This is a genomic window from Nitrospinota bacterium (assembly GCA_016217735.1).
In the GTDB taxonomy this organism is placed as follows: domain Bacteria; phylum Nitrospinota_A; class UBA7883; order JACRGQ01; family JACRGQ01; genus JACRGQ01.
In genome coordinates this window covers 1-16,622 of record JACRGQ010000073.1, presented here as the reverse complement: position 1 = coordinate 16,622, position 16,622 = coordinate 1, and the positions used below count along the sequence as shown (strand labels likewise).

At 58.2% G+C, this 16,622-nt stretch carries 19 protein-coding genes; 10 read left to right on the top strand and 9 right to left on the bottom strand.

Going from position 1 to position 16,622, the window contains the following annotated elements; translation table 11 throughout:
• Positions 1-3: 3 nt before the first annotated feature.
• The gene (locus HZA03_12190) at positions 4-885 is read right to left on the bottom strand and encodes a MurR/RpiR family transcriptional regulator (GenBank protein MBI5638715.1); all 882 of its coding nucleotides are present in this window, start codon (positions 883-885) and stop codon (positions 4-6) included.
• An 18-nt stretch (positions 886-903) separates the two neighbouring features.
• On the opposite strand from HZA03_12190, the gene HZA03_12185 reads away from it, so the two are divergent.
• The 10 genes from HZA03_12185 to HZA03_12140 all read left to right on the top strand — a co-directional run bounded on the left by HZA03_12185 (position 904) and on the right by HZA03_12140 (position 6,195).
• Positions 904-1,095 carry a hypothetical protein gene (locus HZA03_12185; GenBank protein MBI5638714.1) on the top strand — a complete coding sequence of 64 codons (192 nt, stop codon included), beginning with the start codon at positions 904-906 and terminating at the stop codon, positions 1,093-1,095.
• 241 nt (positions 1,096-1,336) lie between these two features.
• Positions 1,337-2,560: a threonine synthase gene (locus HZA03_12180; protein ID MBI5638713.1), complete on the top strand. Its 1,224-nt coding sequence runs from the start codon at positions 1,337-1,339 to the stop codon at positions 2,558-2,560.
• Between the two features lie 29 nt (positions 2,561-2,589).
• A complete protein-coding gene (locus tag HZA03_12175; GenBank protein MBI5638712.1) occupies positions 2,590-2,868 on the top strand; it encodes a MoaD/ThiS family protein in 279 nt (92 codons plus the stop codon).
• Positions 2,869-2,922: 54 nt separating this feature from the next.
• Positions 2,923-3,738 (top strand): molybdopterin-synthase adenylyltransferase MoeB, encoded by an 816-nt coding sequence (moeB, locus tag HZA03_12170; GenBank protein MBI5638711.1) that lies wholly within the window; start codon positions 2,923-2,925, stop codon positions 3,736-3,738.
• A complete protein-coding gene (locus tag HZA03_12165; protein ID MBI5638710.1) occupies positions 3,722-4,039 on the top strand; it encodes a hypothetical protein in 318 nt (105 codons plus the stop codon). The genes moeB and HZA03_12165 overlap by 17 nt, the downstream gene beginning before the upstream one ends.
• Positions 4,036-4,377 (top strand): DsrE family protein, encoded by a 342-nt coding sequence (locus HZA03_12160; protein MBI5638709.1) that lies wholly within the window; start codon positions 4,036-4,038, stop codon positions 4,375-4,377. Before HZA03_12165 ends, HZA03_12160 begins: the two co-directional genes overlap by 4 nt.
• Before the next feature lie 15 nt (positions 4,378-4,392).
• Entirely contained in the window at positions 4,393-5,349 is a 957-nt protein-coding gene (locus tag HZA03_12155) for a cysteine synthase family protein (protein MBI5638708.1), read from the top strand.
• Between the two features lie 4 nt (positions 5,350-5,353).
• Positions 5,354-5,590 (top strand): hypothetical protein, encoded by a 237-nt coding sequence (locus HZA03_12150; protein ID MBI5638707.1) that lies wholly within the window; start codon positions 5,354-5,356, stop codon positions 5,588-5,590.
• A gap of 13 nt (positions 5,591-5,603) precedes the next feature.
• Positions 5,604-5,837: a sulfurtransferase TusA family protein gene (locus tag HZA03_12145; GenBank protein ID MBI5638706.1), complete on the top strand. Its 234-nt coding sequence runs from the start codon at positions 5,604-5,606 to the stop codon at positions 5,835-5,837.
• A gap of 64 nt (positions 5,838-5,901) precedes the next feature.
• Positions 5,902-6,195: a DUF4258 domain-containing protein gene (locus tag HZA03_12140; protein MBI5638705.1), complete on the top strand. Its 294-nt coding sequence runs from the start codon at positions 5,902-5,904 to the stop codon at positions 6,193-6,195.
• 69 nt (positions 6,196-6,264) lie between these two features.
• Here the strand turns inward: HZA03_12140 and HZA03_12135 are convergent, their stop codons facing one another.
• The 8 genes from HZA03_12135 to HZA03_12100 all read right to left on the bottom strand — a co-directional run bounded on the left by HZA03_12135 (position 6,265) and on the right by HZA03_12100 (position 16,318).
• Positions 6,265-7,320, bottom strand: coding sequence for a type III polyketide synthase (locus HZA03_12135; GenBank protein MBI5638704.1), 1,056 nt, complete (start codon positions 7,318-7,320; stop codon positions 6,265-6,267).
• A gap of 13 nt (positions 7,321-7,333) precedes the next feature.
• A complete protein-coding gene (locus tag HZA03_12130) occupies positions 7,334-8,731 on the bottom strand; it encodes a radical SAM protein (protein MBI5638703.1) in 1,398 nt (465 codons plus the stop codon).
• The gene (locus HZA03_12125; GenBank protein ID MBI5638702.1) at positions 8,732-9,940 is read right to left on the bottom strand and encodes a U32 family peptidase; all 1,209 of its coding nucleotides are present in this window, start codon (positions 9,938-9,940) and stop codon (positions 8,732-8,734) included. It lies immediately after the preceding gene.
• Positions 9,941-9,950: 10 nt separating this feature from the next.
• Positions 9,951-10,574: a YceI family protein gene (locus tag HZA03_12120; GenBank protein ID MBI5638701.1), complete on the bottom strand. Its 624-nt coding sequence runs from the start codon at positions 10,572-10,574 to the stop codon at positions 9,951-9,953.
• Positions 10,571-12,790 carry an MMPL family transporter gene (locus tag HZA03_12115; protein ID MBI5638700.1) on the bottom strand — a complete coding sequence of 740 codons (2,220 nt, stop codon included), beginning with the start codon at positions 12,788-12,790 and terminating at the stop codon, positions 10,571-10,573. Before HZA03_12115 ends, HZA03_12120 begins: the two co-directional genes overlap by 4 nt.
• A gap of 22 nt (positions 12,791-12,812) precedes the next feature.
• Positions 12,813-14,258, bottom strand: a complete 1,446-nt coding sequence (locus tag HZA03_12110) for a B12-binding domain-containing radical SAM protein (GenBank protein ID MBI5638699.1) — start codon at positions 14,256-14,258, stop codon at positions 12,813-12,815.
• 67 nt (positions 14,259-14,325) lie between these two features.
• Positions 14,326-15,600 (bottom strand): NAD(P)/FAD-dependent oxidoreductase, encoded by a 1,275-nt coding sequence (locus HZA03_12105; GenBank protein ID MBI5638698.1) that lies wholly within the window; start codon positions 15,598-15,600, stop codon positions 14,326-14,328.
• A 130-nt stretch (positions 15,601-15,730) separates the two neighbouring features.
• On the bottom strand, positions 15,731-16,318 hold the full coding sequence (locus HZA03_12100) for a TetR/AcrR family transcriptional regulator (protein ID MBI5638697.1): 588 nt from the start codon (positions 16,316-16,318) through the stop codon (positions 15,731-15,733).
• Positions 16,319-16,622 lie beyond the last annotated feature (304 nt).

Here is a 16,622-nt window from a genome sequence, read left to right as displayed (position 1 = left end):
TCCTTACAAAATCTGTTTCTGTCCTATGACCGCTTCTATCTTTTTTTCCGCGGCGATGGCGCGCCCGCGGCCTTTTATCCGTATGAGGGTGTACAGCGCATCCACGATGCTCATCTGCGCCAGGCGCGAGGCGATAGCTTCGCCGCGAAAGGCGGTCTCGCGCGAGGAGGTCAGCAGCACCACGTCGGCCTGCGCCGCCACGGGGGAGCGCGGGTTGCTGGTGATGACCACCGTTTTGGCGCCCGCCTGCCGCGCCACCGCCAGCGTCTCCACCGGGTCACGCGTGCGGCCGGAATGGGTGATCGCCAGCACCGCGCCGTTCGGCCCCAGCAGCGAGGCCTCCATCATTTGCAAATGGGAGTCGCTTTGCGCCACCACATTGAGGCCGAGGCGGAAGAGCTTGTTATAGGCGTCCTGCACGTTCGCGCCGGAAGTGCCGACGCCGATGACGAGGATTTTATCCGCCTTGTCCAATAGATCGGATGCCCGCTCAAGCGCGGCGGCATCCAACACCTCAAGCGTTTCCTGCAGCGTTTGCACGTTGAAAGCAAAAACCTTCTGCATGACTTCACCGGGCGTATCCCCTTCTATCACCTCTTCGCCGGTGAATGAGCGGGACGGGACGACCAGCTCGCGCGCGATCTGGAATTTGATGTCCTGATATCCCTCAAAACCGAGCGTGCGGCAAAAGCGGATAACGGTTGCTTCACTTACATGCGCGTGCGCGGCCGCTTCGGCGACGGTGTAGCCCAGTACTTTGGCGGGATGTTTTAAAAAGAGATCGGCGACAAGCCGCTCGGCGTTTTTGAGCGAGGGGCGAATGCCGCGGAGACGTACGAGCAGCCCTCGGTGATCGGAGAGATCGGAAACCGCCGGATTCGCCATATGGAGTAATAATATCGCGTGGCGGCGGATAAGTCAAGTGAAGCTACATTAAAAATTAAAAAAAGAAGTAGCGCAACAAAAGGAAGTGGCATGATCCCAAAAACTCCTAAAAACATCGAAAAAACTTCTAAATACTACAAAAACTATGTGAAAAAGACGTATTTGTTAATAAATGCTTTGGTGAAGAATAGCATAGGCCCGGTGAATTAATTTCGCTAAAGCAGATTATCTTAGATATTGAATCAGCACCAAAGGGTCGGCTCAGTTTAGAAATCAAAGATAAGCCGCTTGTTTATAACCCCCAAAAAGCACATTTTAAAACTTGACAAAAATACTAGGGTACTATAAAATTCGCGCTTGGAGTTAATACGGTTAGAGGGATGGTGCTCCTTTCCCCTTGCCGGCTGGTTTTTGTAAAGAGACGTTTTATTAAATGAGGATTTCGGGGCAAATGGGATTTGTTAATGGCCTGAAATGCCGCGAATGCGGTAAACCGTACAAAGTCGAACCGAAGTACGTTTGCGAAGAGTGCTTTGGGCCGCTCGAGGTGGATTACAACTACGGCGAAATACGGAAATCCATCACCAAGGAAAAGATACTTTCGCGTCCGCCCAACATGTGGCGTTACAAAGAGCTTCTCCCCATTGAGGGCGAGCCGGCCGTAAAGCTTTCCGTCGGCTACACGCCGCTTGTCCACTGCAAAAATCTCGGCAAGGCGTGGGGGATGCCGAACCTCTACATCAAAAACGACGCGGTGAATCACCCCACCCTTTCGTTCAAGGACCGCGTGGTTTCCACCGCGATCTCCAAGGCGATTGAGTTCGGCTATGACACCGTTGGCTGCGCCAGCACCGGCAACTTGGCCAACTCCGTGTCGGCCATCGCCGCGCACGCGGGGCTCAAGGCGGTCGTGCTGGTTCCCTCCGACCTGGAAGCGGGTAAAATCATCGGCACGCAGGTTTACAAGCCGAAGCTCGTGAAGGTTTTGGGCAACTACGACGATGTGAACCGGCTTTGCACCGAGATCACCTCGAAATACAACATCGCCTTCGTGAACATCAACATCCGCGTTTTCTACGGCGATGGAAGCAAGAGCTACGGCCACGAGATCGCCGAACAGCTTGGTTGGAAAGCGCCGGACCAGGTGATCGTTCCGATCGCCGGTTCGTCCCTCATCACGAAGATTTACCGCGCGTTTAAAGAATTTGAAATGCTCGGCTTCATTCCCGAAGTGAAGACGCGGGTTTTTGGCGCGCAAGCGACCGGTTGCTCTCCCGTCACCACCGCGGTGAAGGACGGAAAGAAAAACTTCAAACCGCAAAAGCCGAGCACCATCGCCCGATCCATCGCCATCGGCAATCCGGCCGACGGGTACTACGGTATCAAGACGATCAACGAATCGGGCGGCTGGGCCGAAGACGTGAGCGATGAAGAATTGGTGGCCGGCATAAAAATTCTCGCCGAGCACGAAGGGGTTTTTACCGAAACCGCCGGCGGGGTAACGGTGGCCGTCACCAAGAAACTTTTGGATCAAAAGCGGCTCGATCCTAACGCCGTTACCGTTATGTGCATAACCGGAAATGGGTTAAAGACCCAAGAGGTGCTCCATGGGAAGGTGGATGAACCGCCGATAATCCACCCAAGACTTGAAGAGTTCCAAAAAATATATAAATAAGCATCATATAAAAAGATATAGGAGGAGTGATGGCTGTTAATGTGAGAATACCAACACCGTTGCAAAAGCTTACCGGTGGGAAAGGTGATGTATCTGCAAGCGGGGCAACGGTTAAAGATGTAATTGACCAAATGGAAAGTAATTATCCAGGTTTCAAAGAGAAACTTTATAACGAGGATGGAGAGCTTCGCCGATTCATTAATATTTATATAAATGAAGAAGATATCAGGTTTCTCGACTCCGATAGCTCGTCAGTTAAGGATGGAGACACTATTTCCATCATTCCGGCAATAGCGGGCGGGTATTGACCATACAAAAATTCATCATAAAAAAACATATAAACAGGCGGAGCCAACAGCAGTATGAAGTTCACACCGGAACAGGTTAAGCGATATGCCAGGCATATCATTCTCCCGGAAGTTGGGGGGAAGGGGCAGGAAAAACTGCTGAACGCCAAGGTTCTTCTCCTTGGCGCCGGGGGACTTGGTTCACCTCTTGCCCTTTACTTGGCCGCCGCCGGCATCGGCAACCTCGGCATTATCGATTTTGACGTGGTTGACAACTCAAACCTCCAGCGGCAGATCATTCATGGCACCGCGGACATCGGCCGGCTTAAAGTCGATTCGGCAAAGGACAAAATCAACGGGCTGAACCCCGATGTGAAAGTGACCATCTACAACACGCGGCTCGACAGCACCAACGTGCTTGATATTTTCAAGGACTGGGACATCATCGCCGACGGGTGCGACAACTTTCCGACCCGCTATCTGGTGAACGACGCGTGCGTGTTGCTCGGCAAAACGAACGTGCATGGATCCATTTTCCGGTTTGAGGGACAGGTGACCGTTTTCAAATCACCCGAAGGGCCCTGCTACCGCTGCATGTACCCGGAGCCTCCGCCGCCCGGCATGGTGCCGAGCTGCCAGGAGGCCGGCGTGCTTGGCGTTTTGCCCGGCGTTGTCGGTAACCTGCAGGCGGTCGAAGTCATCAAACAGATACTCGGCATCGGCGAATCGATGATCGGCAAGCTGCTGCTCTACGACGCATTGAAGGCTGAAACGCGGAAGCTGCGGGTGCGCAAAGACCCGAAGTGCCCGCTGTGCGGCGAACACAAGACGATCACCACGCTGATCGACTACGAACAGTTTTGCGGAGTGCCGATTGGACACGAAGGATAAAAAACTCGCCTTTCTCGTGATGACCGGGCCGGACAGCCAGGACATCCACAACGTGATCGGCTTGGCCGGCGCGGCCCTCGAAAAGGGAATCGGCGTCGACATCTTTTTGATGCACCGGGGCGTGCTCAACGCCTCCGTGCCGGGACTCTACGCGCTGGCGAACAAAGGGGCGGCCGTCACCGTTTGCGCGCACAACGCCGGCGAGCTGAAGGCCCACCGCAATGAAAAGTTCAACTACGGCAGCCAGTTCGACCACGCGAACATCGTCAACGATGCAACCCGCTATCTGGCGTTTGCATGAAAAAGATTGCCGTGCTCTTTACCGGTTTGCCGCTTGGCACGAATCACGCCGGCGAAAAACTGCGGATGAGCCTCGGCCTTATGCTGAACGACGGGAACGAAGTGCATCTGCTTTTTATGGGGAACGGGCGGCGCGCGCTGGAAAAGCTGGATGAGGCGGCCGCGCACATGCATCCGGTGAACAAGCACGTGGCGATGCTGGCCCGGCTGGGGGCGCGTTTCCACGTTGAAGACGGCGGCGGTTTCGGCTACCTCCCGGAGGTGGCCGCGAAAATGAAGATTATCCAAGCGCCGGAGGCCGGCGCGCTGATCAACGATGCCGATGCATTTATACATTGAGAAGGAAGTGACGCGATGAAAGCGACCCAACTGCCCCCGTACCTGCGGGTGCCGGTTATCACCGCATACGAAGAGGCGGTGCTCGACCGTATCGGCAATACCCCGTTGCTCAAAATCCAGAACATCGTCAAGGATTTCGGCAACAAGGATATCGAAATATACGCCAAGGCGGAGTGGACCAATCCGGCCGGCAGCGTGAAAGCCCGCCCGGCGCTGCGGATGGTGCGCGACGGCTTGGCCAGCGGCGCCTTCAAGCGCGGCATGGAGCTGATCGATTCCACCAGCGGCAACACCGGCGTGGCGTACGCCCTTATCGGGCGGATCCTCGGCTTCAAGGTGAACCTCGTCCTCCCCGGCAACGTCTGCAAGGCGCGCAAGGGAATCATGGCGAGGCAGTTCAAGGCGAACTTGATCCTTTCCGACCCGATGGAGCAATCCGACGGCGCGATCAAGCTCTGCCGGAAGCTGTATGAGGAAAACCGGGACAAGTACTTTATGCCCGACCAGTACAACAATCCCTCAAACTGGATGGCGCACCGCGACACCACCGCCCGCGAAATATACGAGCAGACCCAGGGACGGGTGACGCATTTTCTGGCGGGCATCGGCACATCGGGCACGCTGATGGGGACCACCCGCGGGCTTAAGGCGCTCAAGCCGGCGGTGAAAGCGTATGCCGTCGAACCGGCGGAAACGCTGCACGGCATCGAAGGGTTGAAGCACATGGACAGCTCAATCGTGCCGGGCATCTACGACATCTCGGTTTATGATGAAAAGATTTCCATCACCACCGACGAGGCGTACCATATGGTGAGCCGCATCGAAGAGGAAGAAGGGCTGCTGGTCGGCACCTCCTCCGGCGCGGCGCTGGCGGCGGCGATGAAGCTGGCGGCGCGCATCGACAAAGGGACGCTGGTCATAATCTTCCCCGATAGCTGCGAAGAGTGCGTTATCGCGCACGGGGAATTTTAGTTTAATGCGGTTGCTGATTATCCGCGACGTGGAAAGCGAAGCGCTGAAATACGTCGATCTGGCGCGCGCGGACCAAAAGATCGTCCTGATGCAAAACGCGGTTTACGACGCCGCGCTGCGGCAAAAAGGGCTGTGCCTTGCCGAAGACGTGAAGGCGCGCGGCATACAGGGGGCGCGAACGATAGATTATTCCGCGCTGGTCGACGAGATTTTCAGCGCCGAAAAAGTGCTCTGCATTTGAAAAGGAAAAGAAGATGAAAGCCGACGCCACCCTCGACATCAAAGGGGAAGTTTGCCCCTATACCTTCGTCCACTCGAAGTTGGCGCTTGAGGATTTGGCCCCCGGCCAAATCCTGGAAGTGATAACCGACCACAAGCCGGCCACGCTGAACGTGCCGCGCAGCGTGGAAGCCGAAGGCCACAAAGTTCTGGAAATCTCCCAGATCAACGGCACCGACTGGAAAATGGTCTTCCAGAAAAAATCCTGATCGGGCTTCTTGCGGTAGGTCGTCTTCAGTGCCGCATGGGCCGCGAAACGGATGATGGGGACGTATGAAGGATATTGGCCAAATACGCTGGCAAATTCAGGCGGGACAGTTCGAGTTCAGCCGACATGCGTTTCTCCGGGCGGTCGAGCGCAATATCAGCGAGCAAGAGATTCGCTTCGCCGGGGCTATGGCGGAGATCATCGAAGAATACCCCGACGACAAGTATTCACCAAGCGCGCTTCTTCTCGGATTCACCGAAAAAGGTGTTGAGATCGATGGCCCGCAACACACGGTGAATTTCATAATCGGTGGGAGCGGTGAAGAAGCTGTCCGGCACCGCCACGGCGGGAATGTTTAAATAATCCCACCATGTTATTGATTTTTCATATACGCCAATTTCATGTTATGGTTCATCCTACATCGCGTGTCAGGCGGTCAGCAGGCAGGCGTGGACGCTCATTCCCGCTCCGTAGACCAGACAGAGGCATCGTTCACCGGGGGCGGCTCGCGGCAACACCGTTTCCAGTATGAACCAAATCGTGGCGGAGGAGAGGTTTCCCACGTCAGCCAGCACCGCGCGGCTCGCCGCCATCGCGCTTTCGTCCACCTTTAGCGCGTCGCGCACCGCGCCGATGATCTTTTCACCGCCGGGATGAACCGCCCAATGGCGGATATCGCCGGCGGAAAGCCCTTCCTGGCGCAGCAGCCGCGCCACCAGTTCTTCAGACGCCTTGGCCACCAGCGACGGCAGGCGCGGTGATATCCGGTTGTTGAGGCCGCCGTTGCGATAGACAAAGCGAACCGCCTCCCGCTCTTCCGGAACATAGGCCGATGCGCTGCCGCCAACCAGCGATCCGCTCCGGCGGGTCCAGAGCACCGCCGCCGCCGCGCCATCGCCGAACAGCGCGTTGGAGACGATGAGGCTGGGGTCGTCACCCATCTGGAACGCGGCGGAGCAGACCTCCACCGAAACGCTGAGCACCGCCCCGCTTCCAACGGCACGGAGGATGCCGGAGGCCACTTCGATATTTGGCACAGCTCCGCCGCAGCCGCTGCCGGCCAGGTCGTAGGCGCGGATGGTGCGCGGAAGGCCGAGCCGCTCGATCAGGTAGGTGGCGATGCCGGGGCAGAGGTAGCCGGTGCAGGTGTTCACCACCACGCCGGTCAGTTCAGCGGGGGAGATGCCGGCGGAGGCCATCGCCTTTTGTGCCGCCCGCACGGAAAGTTCCACGCTCCACCGCTCGAAGCGGGCCATCCGCGCGTCGTGATCTTCGCTCAGCAGCGTGGCGGTGTCATCGAAGCCGAAGTGCCGCCGCCGCACGCTGGGGTGCTCCATCACCTTGTCCAGTATTGCGCGCCCCTTGGCGGTCAACGAGTGGCCGTAGCGGACGGCAAGGAACTCTTTCACCTCCGCTTGCGTCAGCGACAAAGGGGGAAGGGCCGTGCCGATGCCGCCAATTCGTATTTCCATAGTGCCATTCATATTGTATTCCTTTTCAGGGGCGCAGGCCCAAGGCGCTGAGTCCCCGCTTCATCATGGGGGAATACCGCCACAGCGGCGGCCGCAAGCCAAGCATGCCGCCTATCTTCAACAGTTGAGGCGCGAATCGGGGGAGCCGTTCCCCCGCGATATGGAAATGCGGATTGCGCCGCGCCGCATCCTCAACCATCGCCAGCATGGCCGGAAGCGGGACGGCGGGTGAGCGGTAAAAAACCGGCTCCAGCATTTCTTCCGGCGTGGCGGTCAGCAGCCCTTCGGCGCGCGCCGTTTTCTCCAGCGGCGTGCCGGGATAAAGGCGGATGCCGCAGGTGACGTACGCCAGATCACCGGGCCGGACCGCATCTTCCGCGAAGGCAAGGGTCTGCCGCGCGGTTTCTTCCGTTTCCCCCGGCCCCCCCAGCATGAAGAGCCACATGCAGCGCATGCCGTGCCGCGCCACCACGCGCGCCGCTTCACGAACCTCCTTTGCGCCGTATCCCTTATTCAAGCCGCGCAGAACCGCGTCCGACGCACTCTCCACCGTCACGCCGATGGCGTTGAACCCCGCCCGCTCCATCTCCATCAGCAGTTCGCCGTCCAGGAAAAGCGGGTTCAGCTCCAGGCACTGAAACCGCGCCCGCCGCCGAAGGGGCGCGATGGCGCGGCAGACGGCGATGGCGTGTTCCTTGGGGAAGTTAAAAACATCGTCGACGAACTCGAAATCGCGGAATCCCCGCGCGATGCACTTTTCAATGGCGCGGGCAACTTCTTCGGGGCCGCGTATGTTCACCTTTTTTCCGTTGATCGCCCCGTAGGTGCAATAGGCGCAGCCGAAGCCGCAGCCGCTTTTGGTCCGCACCGGCACGCTCGCCATCGCGGCGCGGTAGCGGGAAACGTTTACCCACCGGCCGAAATCGGGGATGACCGCCGTGCCGTTGCACGGGCCGGTGGAACCGGGCAGCACCGACGGCGTTTTCGCGCCGTCTCCGCCGCTCTCTATCAACCCCAGCAAGCCGGTGAAACCGTCCCCCGCATCGCCGGTAATGGCGAAATCGGCCCCGCCGCGGCGCAACAGCTCTTCCGGCATCACTCCCACAGCCGCTCCGCCGATGATGACCGGCGCGGGGGAAAGTTTCCGTATCGTTTGCACCATGCCGGGAAGAAAATCGATGTACGAGACGGGGGCGGCCATCGCGTTGTTGTCGATGTTGCGCAGGGATATGCAGACGGCCCCCGGAGATGATTGGGCGATGGCATTGTCAAGCGCCCGATCCGGATTTTCCCCGAACATCAGATCAAGCATCGTCACATGATGTCCGGCCGCCGCGGCCGCCTCGGCGGCGAGACATGCCCCCGCCGGCATCACCGGCAGCGGCGTACGCGCCCTGTTGGCGCTGATAAAGAGGATGTTCATCTATTTCCAGAACCTTCCGGTTTCCAGTTCCTCCGTCAAATCGGCGTACAGCCCCAGCGTTTCCCGCCGGAACGCGGGATCCACTTTCACGTGTTCTTCCGCCACGGCGTGGCAGTAGCGGCAGGAGCCGCAGTCGATGTCGGCGCAACGCTGCTTCTTGAAACGCTCAAGGAATCCCCCCAGCTTCGCGTTTTCTATCAGCACCGGCGGCGTTCCTTCGAGCGATGACAGCATTCCCTGCTTTGCGCCGATCTTCCGCAGCTTGTTCATCTTCAGCGGATTCACCGCAAAGGGCCGCAAGAGATAGCGCAAAAAGCGCGCCGCTTTAGTTGCATTTCCAATACCGGCGTCCTTGTGGCCGTACGGTTGCACCAGATCCAGCAGGTTGCCGCCGTATGCGCCCTCCGTGTATGCCTTCACCCGCAGCGCCAGCAGCCAGGTGGGGGACATCCGTTCCACGATCTTGAAGTTTTCGTAACCCAATGCCCGGTAGTGTTCCAGGTCCTCCGGCCGTATCCAACTGGCGCGGATGAAGTTCACCGGGTCGGCCAGCTTATCGCCGGTGCAGCGCACCATGCAGTAGTCGATGTAAAACCCCTTGCTCTTGTGCCTGGACTGCGATGCGTGTGACAGCATGTTCATGTGGGTGCCGGACATGGCGCAGGAGTAGAAGCAGTGGTTGTTCACCAGCAGTTGCAAGTCGCAGCCGGCGGCGCGGCGCATTTCGGCGAGCAGCGCGAAGTCGCGGTTTACGGCGATGTCCTCCAGGCAGATGCAATCGGCCCCCTCGCTTTCCCAAAATTTCACCCGCCGCACGCTGTTCACCGCGGCGAATACGCCGATGCGGGTCTGAAACGGGTAGCCCTTTTTCACCATCTTCAGCAGTAGCGGGTGATTCAGCGTTACCGCATCGACGCCGATAACCGCCAGCCAGTCGAGCAGTTCACGAATGGCCCGTTGGCCGCCGCGCGTCGACTCCATGTTTTCCAGGCAGGAGGCGTTGATGAGGTAGTTGAAGCCCATTCCAGCACCGTGCACTTTCTTCACATACTTTTCCAACTGGCGCTTGCCGGTGGCCGGAAGGGTGAAGGAGGCCCGCCCCCCGCCGATGATATCGGCGGTGGTTTTGCCGTAAAGCTCGTAGACCGGGAATCCCTTGAGCGCACCTATCAATGCGGGGTCGAAGTTGCAGGCGACGCTCAGTTTCACGGTTGTTCCCCTATTGCTTTGCCGCCGCGTGGGCCGCCTTGAAAAGCGGCGCGGGGAGCGCGAGGCTGAATATCACTTTCGCCTCCTTCTCCACGCGGAACACAAATATCGACGGATCAACGATGTTGTAATCCTTTATGAACGCCACCGGAACCGACCCGGCGATCAGCGCCCCTTTATCCGTCCGTTTCACCGTCACCGGTATGGCGGTTTCACGCGTTACGCCGTGGATGGTCAACTTTCCCTTGACGAGGGCGGAAAAGCTTTCCCCGTTGAACGGCAACGGAGGCAGGTTTTCCATGCCGGTTGTCTCGAAGGTGATGTTGGGATACTTCTCCGCTTCCAGGCATTCGTTGCGCATTTTTTCGTCGCGGCGGCCGTTATCCGTGTCGAGACCTTTGGCTGGAATCGTTACCAGCGCCGCCGCCTCCCCCGGCATTCCGGCGTCCGGGATGTTCACCGTTACGGTGAACTGTTTTGCGTTGCCATGCACCATATGCAGGGTGGAGCCGAGTTCAAAGCCAATGGCGCCGTCGGCCGGGGTGAGGGTGTATTCGCCGGCGGCGGCCGCGATTGGGGCCGCCGCGACGAATGCGGCGTACAGGAGCGGGCGGAGCGGTGTATACATGTTCATGGCCGTTTTCCTTTCGATTCCGGGCGGAATTCCGTTACGAACATCACGGCAGGCAATATTAACAGGTCGCACAGCAGGGCGAAAGCGATGGCCAGCGCCGCCAGGATGCCGAAGTGCCGGGTGGGGAGGAAGCCTGAAAAGGCGAACACGGCGAACCCCGCCGTGAGTATGACCGAGGTGTAGAAGATGGCGGCCCCCGTGCCGTCGAACGCCTCCCAGAGTATTTCCGTCAAATCCTCCTTGTGGCGGTGCGTTTTTATCTGGTACAGGAAGTGGGCCGTGTCGTCCACCGCGATTCCCAGCACCACGCTGGCGATCATGATGTTGCCGATGTCGAACTTGGTGCCGGTTAAAAACATGAACGAGACGATGATAAAGACCGGTATCACGTTCGGTATCATCGCCAGCAGCGCCAGTTTAATGCTCCGCAGCAGCAGCACAAAGCAGGCAAGGATGGTGAGGAAGCTGGAAAGAAAGCTGGAGGTGAGCGTGTCCATCAGGTCGCGCTGCACGTTCAGTATCAGCGGGAACTGGCCGGTGATGGCCGCCTTGGCCGCGCCGGGGAGCGGGCTTTTCGCCAGCGCGGCGCCGGCTTGCGCCCGTATCGCGCGGTACTCGGCCAGCCCTATCGTTTTCATCCCCACGCTGATTCTGGCGCGGGAGTGCATGCGGTCGGTATAGGCGTTGAGCGTGCCGGGGTAAGCGGCCGCGGCCGTTTGAAATATCTGGTCGATGATGTAGCCGGGGGGAAGGGCGTAGTCGCCCGAAAAAATTCCGTGGATCTCGCGCAGCAGCGACGAAGGGGAATAGGCGCTTTGCACCCCCGGGATGGCGCGCAGTTCGCGGGTCAGGGCGTCAAGCTGCGCCAGCCGTTGCGGGTCGGCGAAGTCGCCCGGCTTTCCCTCCAGCACGATTTCCAGGCTGGTCATTCCCAGCCCCATCTCCTCGAAATGCCGGGTGGCGGAGCGGATATAGCTTTTTTCGTCGAAGTAGAGCAGTCCATTGGTTTGAAACTCTATTCCCGGCAGCCGCCATGCCGTGTAGGCCACCGGCAGGATCGCCAGCAGTATCAGCGGCCATGCCCAAGCGCGGGCGAAGCCGATGATCCGGTGGTAAAAGGGGGAAAGGTCGAGCGGGGAGGTTTCATGCCGCTTTTTCGCCAGCAAAATCACGATGGCGGGGAAGAGCCCAAAAAGCGCCGCGAACGCCACGCCGCAGCCGTACGCCATATAAAGGCCCAGGTGTTTTATCGGCGCGATGTTGCTCCATGCCAGCGAACCAAACCCCGTGGCGGTGGTCGCCAGGGCGAAGGCGCTCGGCCAGAGCTTGTCGCGCAACGTTTCCAGCAAGGCGTCTTGTGCCTCCACCCCCCCGTGCCAAGTGGCGGCGAACTGCTCAAGAATGTGGATGGATGCCGCGAGAGTGACGATGAAGAGGAGCACCGGCACGATGGCGGTTATGATGTTGAGCGGCTCGCCGAAGAGGCCGGCCATGCCAAAGACAAAAACCTCGACGAAGACGATGAGCAGCAGCGGCGCCAATATTAATCTCCAGTCGCGGAAGAGAAAGTAGAGCAGCCCGGCGGTGATAACAAGCAGGATCGGGAAGAATATCTTGACGACCTCTTTCGGCGTCTCCCCCAGGTAGTGGTTCAGCACCGGCTGGCCGGCGATGGTTACCCGCTCCGGGCCAAACCCCTTTTGCGCCAGCAGCCGTTGCGCCAGCGTGAATATCTCCCCCCGCTCGCCGGGGGCGGCTCCGGCCACCTTCAGCACGAAGATCAGGTAGTGCTTGTCGAACGAAAGGAGCGGGGCATCCCGTTCATACGGGTTCGCTTCCGCCTTTGGCCGGATGGCGGCGTAATCCGGCCCGCCGTCCGGCGCGGCGGGAACCATCGTGCGGTATTTGTCGACCGGGTTGAAGAGGCCGGAAACCCCTTTGATGGCGGCCAGACCGCTGGCCAGCGCGTCGGCGGCGGGGAGCGCCTCGTTGTTGCCGCCGGTGTCGACCATCACGAACATCAGTTCGTCGCTGCCAAACTGATCCACGAAGCGCTGGTAGGCGGCGCGGTCAGGGTCGTTTTCGGCAAAGAACATCTCGGTGGAGCTATCGATCTTCAGGCGCGTGGCGAGCCACGCGGCGGGGCTGGCCAGCAGCAGCGCCACCCCCAGCGCCGCCAGCGGCCTGCGGAGCACCATGCCGAACACCCGTGTCATACCGCCTTCCCTCCCTTTCACGTCAGTCAAAACTGTGGCGCGAGGCGAATTGGCCGCCGGTGAACCAGGCGCGGATATATTCGAGATTGTTGACCATCACCTTCAGCGCCCCCTTCTCGCGCCGCTTGACGAAGTTGTTGTCCTTGAACCATGCGGGGCTGAAAAACATCTTCATGTTCTCCCAGTTCATCAGCCGGTTGAGCCGCTTGCTGGAGAGGTGGCGCGTCCTGACATTGCAGATGAAGCCGTTGTAGCGGCGCAGGTCGTTTGCGTTGGTCACCAGCCCCATCGCAAGCAGGTCGCGCCGCAGTTCGGTGTTGGGGTATGGGGTGAGGCATTGCACCGCCGCCAGATCCACCTTCAGCGTCTTGGCGTAATCGAATACCGCCTTTACGTCCTCGGCGGTGTCGTCCGGGTTGCCGATAATGAAGCCGCCGAGGATGGCGATGCCGTTGGCGCGCAGGAGCGCTATCGCCTGATCCGCCCGTTCTTTGATATTCCCCTTCTTCAGGAAGGCGAGGTTCTTCTTGTGCATCGACTCGATGCCTAAAAAGACCAGGTAGAAATTCGCCCGCGCCATTTTCGGCGCCAGCTCCGGGTTGCTGGAGATGCCGAGCACCGATGCTTGCACGATATACTCCATGCTGTTGAGGCCGTTATCGGCGATGGCGTCGCACAACCGCATCAGGCGCGGCACGTCGAGGGTGATGTTGTCGTCCACTATGAGCACCGTCTTCACGCCGTCTTCCTTCAACCGCTTGAGGTCGGCGATCACCCGGTCGATGGGGTAGGGGCGGAAGCTGCGGCCGTACATGTTGGTGATGGAACAGAAGCTGCACTTCAGCGTGCAGCCGCGCGAGGTTTCTATAACGTCCATCTTCTTGGTCAGGTAGGTGAAATCGGTGAGCGCCCGGGCGCGGCGGTTGGGCGGCGGCAGGGTGGCTACGTCGGCCAGTTCGCCGGAGGGGTTGTGCACCACCCGTTCGCCATCGCGCCAAGACAAACCGGGAATGGCGGAAAAGGCCGATGTGGCGCGGGTGGCGCGGTTGGTGCCCGGGGCGGGTTTTGAAGCAAGCGTTTCGATCAGCCGGGGGAAGGCAATCTCTCCCTCTCCCCTGATAAGGAAATCAAACGGATCGCCCTCCAATTCATGCGGAACCATCGAGGCGTGGTATCCCCCCGCCACGATTTTAATGGAAGGATCGAACGCCCTGACGATCGCCATCACCGTGCGGGCGCTTTCGTACTGGAAGCTCATGCTGCTGATGCCGACCACCTCGGGACGGAACTCGGCAAGATAGTTCTGGAGATAGCGGCGTATCCCCCGGTGGATTAGAACCAGGTCGAGCACCCGCACATCGTGATCCGGCACTGTGGCGGCAAGGGAACAGAGTCCCAGGTTCGGTACGCGTATCATCCTGTGGAAGTTGCTGGAAGCGTCCGGCATTGCGACGAGGAGTATTTTCACGCCTCTTTTTTGGCTCTGTAAATCGGTTGTTTGTTCATAGCGATTTTCGCCTCCTCTGTAGGACAAGCTACTTGATTTGGTTCAATTCTTCCCTGAAATCCTCTTCCGAAGGATTGCGGATAAGCCGCGCCCCGCGGTGACCCGTAATATAACCATGTATCCAGTCGCTCAATACCTTAATACGGTTGCGGAAAAGGATTATGTGCATCAAATGTACCGCGGACCATAGGCACCATGCCAAAAAACCGGTAAAAAACAGACCGCCTATTTGAGCCACCGCCTTGCTGCGTCCTATGGTGGCCATTGTTCCCAAGTCGGTGTAGGAAAACGGTTTGTCGCATTTACCCACCAAATTCTTTTTAATGAGCCGGGCCACGAATGTCGCCTGTTGCATGGCCACGGGAGCCACAGCGGGGAGCGGATTGCCGTCTTTTCCCTTACAATGGGCCGCATCCCCAATGACAAATATTTCCGGGTGCGCCGGTATGCTTAGATCCGGCTCAACTATTGCCCTGCCGGCCTTATCCAAGGGGATATCCAATGTTTTCAACAGGGTGGATGCCTCTGTCCCCGCGGCCCATATTGTGTTTGTGGCTTTGATGAACCGGTTGCCCACCTGTACGCCGTGAGGGGTGATTTCGGTTACCACTTGCCCGGTTATTACCTCCACCCCGAGATGTTCAAGATCCTTTTTAGCGTTGACGCTAAATTTTTCCGGCATTGACGGCAGCAGCCGCGCGGCGGCTTCGATTAAGTACACCTTGGTGCTGGCCGGGTCGATTTTTTTGAAATTTTCAACCAACGTATGGTTCGCTATCTCCGCCACCGCTCCGGCCAGTTCAACGCCGGTTGGCCCTCCGCCGACGATGATGAAACTAAGATATTTTTGGGCATCGGAATAGCGGTCGCACAATTCGGCCTTCTCGAAGTTGAACAGGAGTTTATCCCGTATGGTGAGGGCATCGTTGAGGGTTTTAAGACCCGGCGCGAATTTTTCCCATTCGTCGTGTCCAAAGTAGAAATGATGAACTCCGGTGGCCACCACAAGGATGTCGTAGGGTATCGGTTGGTGGTTGTGCAGGTGGATTTCGCGGTTTGCCTTGTCGATTTTTGTGACCCTGCTCATAAGGACGAGCGTGTTTTCCTGTTTGCTGAGGATTTTGCGGATCGGGGTGCAAATGTCCGCGGAGGAGAGCGCCGCCGTGGCCACTTGGTAAAGAAGCGGCTGGAAAAGATGGTGGTTGGTTTTGTCCACGAGGGTGATTTCAAAATCCTCATGATCCATCTGCTTGGCGGTGTATAGACCGCCGAACCCGGCTCCGATTATTACGAGTTTTTTCATAAGCCTTTTTCTTTTTGGCATCCGCGGATTCTAACATACCCAAAAGTGAGCCGTTCCATGCAACGGCGGCGTCAAGCAATACCTTATCTCTAAGGAAAAAACCCCTCCCAAGAGCTGGCGCCTGGGACGCTTATCGCAGATTGGCGGCGACACTGGGCATGACCATCGCCCTAAACATCTTGTTGATTTCCTCGGGAGAAAGAGGGTTCTTTTGCTCTATCCACCAGACCATGGTGGAGGTGAAAGATGACGCGAGGAAATGGACAAAGAGGTCGAAGGGGAGCTCCAAGCTATCCGTCTTTCCCAAAACGGCTTTGGTCTGGCTCCGAATGACATGTTCAAGAACATCCTGTATCGCCTGCCGGATAAAGGCCCGCTTCTTTAGGCCCAGCGCAAAATAGATATTCCGGTGGCTTTGGGCATGCTCGAACATGAACTGGCTGAAAGCCAGCACCTTCTCCGCCGGCTTTTGCCGGACAACCGGCTGGGCCGCCAGCATTTTTTGAAGGTTCTCGCCCAATTCCGCGAAGCCGCTTGAAAGAAGGTCGTCCTTGTCCTCGAAGTGCAGGTAGAAGGTGGAACGCCCCACATTGGCCCGGTCGATTATCTCCTGCACGATTATGGAATCGTAATCCTTTTCAAGGATAAGCGATGTCAGCGCTTCACGAAGCAGTTTCCTGGTCTTTTGTACCCTCCGGTCCTCGTTTCCCTTTTTCATAACACGACTCCTTCTCCAATGGACGAAATGCCGTCAGTATGCATTTCCGTACAAATCCCGGCTTTTATCCAATGTTGAACAAAACGGCGGCGGCGTTTCTTGCGCTCTCCGCTTGCCGCCATTATATTCAAATCAGGACATATGTTCAATAACTAACTTATGTGTTGTTGCGAGCACATTAACCGTCCGGTGTAGGAGCACATTACCTGTCCGGTTATATAAAACGTCCATGGAGGCGTTTTATGAGAAAGACGATGTTCGGGCAGGAGGTGTTACTCATGCGATTTCAAGAAGCGCATAGCGG

What these genes read in the sequence shown, in the direction of transcription:
- HZA03_12190 (MBI5638715.1), bottom strand. Translation starts at nt 885, where the DNA reads ATGGCGAATCCGGCGGTTTCCGATCTCTCCGATCACCGAGGGCTGCTC.
- HZA03_12180 (MBI5638713.1), top strand. Translation starts at nt 1,337, where the DNA reads ATGGGATTTGTTAATGGCCTGAAATGCCGCGAATGCGGTAAACCGTAC.
- HZA03_12175 (MBI5638712.1), top strand. Translation starts at nt 2,590, where the DNA reads ATGGCTGTTAATGTGAGAATACCAACACCGTTGCAAAAGCTTACCGGT.
- moeB (MBI5638711.1), top strand. Translation starts at nt 2,923, where the DNA reads ATGAAGTTCACACCGGAACAGGTTAAGCGATATGCCAGGCATATCATT.
- HZA03_12160 (MBI5638709.1), top strand. Translation starts at nt 4,036, where the DNA reads ATGAAAAAGATTGCCGTGCTCTTTACCGGTTTGCCGCTTGGCACGAAT.
- HZA03_12155 (MBI5638708.1), top strand. Translation starts at nt 4,393, where the DNA reads ATGAAAGCGACCCAACTGCCCCCGTACCTGCGGGTGCCGGTTATCACC.
- HZA03_12150 (MBI5638707.1), top strand. Translation starts at nt 5,354, where the DNA reads ATGCGGTTGCTGATTATCCGCGACGTGGAAAGCGAAGCGCTGAAATAC.
- HZA03_12145 (MBI5638706.1), top strand. Translation starts at nt 5,604, where the DNA reads ATGAAAGCCGACGCCACCCTCGACATCAAAGGGGAAGTTTGCCCCTAT.
- HZA03_12140 (MBI5638705.1), top strand. Translation starts at nt 5,902, where the DNA reads ATGAAGGATATTGGCCAAATACGCTGGCAAATTCAGGCGGGACAGTTC.
- HZA03_12135 (MBI5638704.1), bottom strand. Translation starts at nt 7,320, where the DNA reads ATGAATGGCACTATGGAAATACGAATTGGCGGCATCGGCACGGCCCTT.
- HZA03_12130 (MBI5638703.1), bottom strand. Translation starts at nt 8,731, where the DNA reads ATGAACATCCTCTTTATCAGCGCCAACAGGGCGCGTACGCCGCTGCCG.
- HZA03_12120 (MBI5638701.1), bottom strand. Translation starts at nt 10,574, where the DNA reads ATGAACATGTATACACCGCTCCGCCCGCTCCTGTACGCCGCATTCGTC.
- HZA03_12115 (MBI5638700.1), bottom strand. Translation starts at nt 12,790, where the DNA reads ATGACACGGGTGTTCGGCATGGTGCTCCGCAGGCCGCTGGCGGCGCTG.
- HZA03_12105 (MBI5638698.1), bottom strand. Translation starts at nt 15,600, where the DNA reads ATGAAAAAACTCGTAATAATCGGAGCCGGGTTCGGCGGTCTATACACC.
- HZA03_12100 (MBI5638697.1), bottom strand. Translation starts at nt 16,318, where the DNA reads ATGAAAAAGGGAAACGAGGACCGGAGGGTACAAAAGACCAGGAAACTG.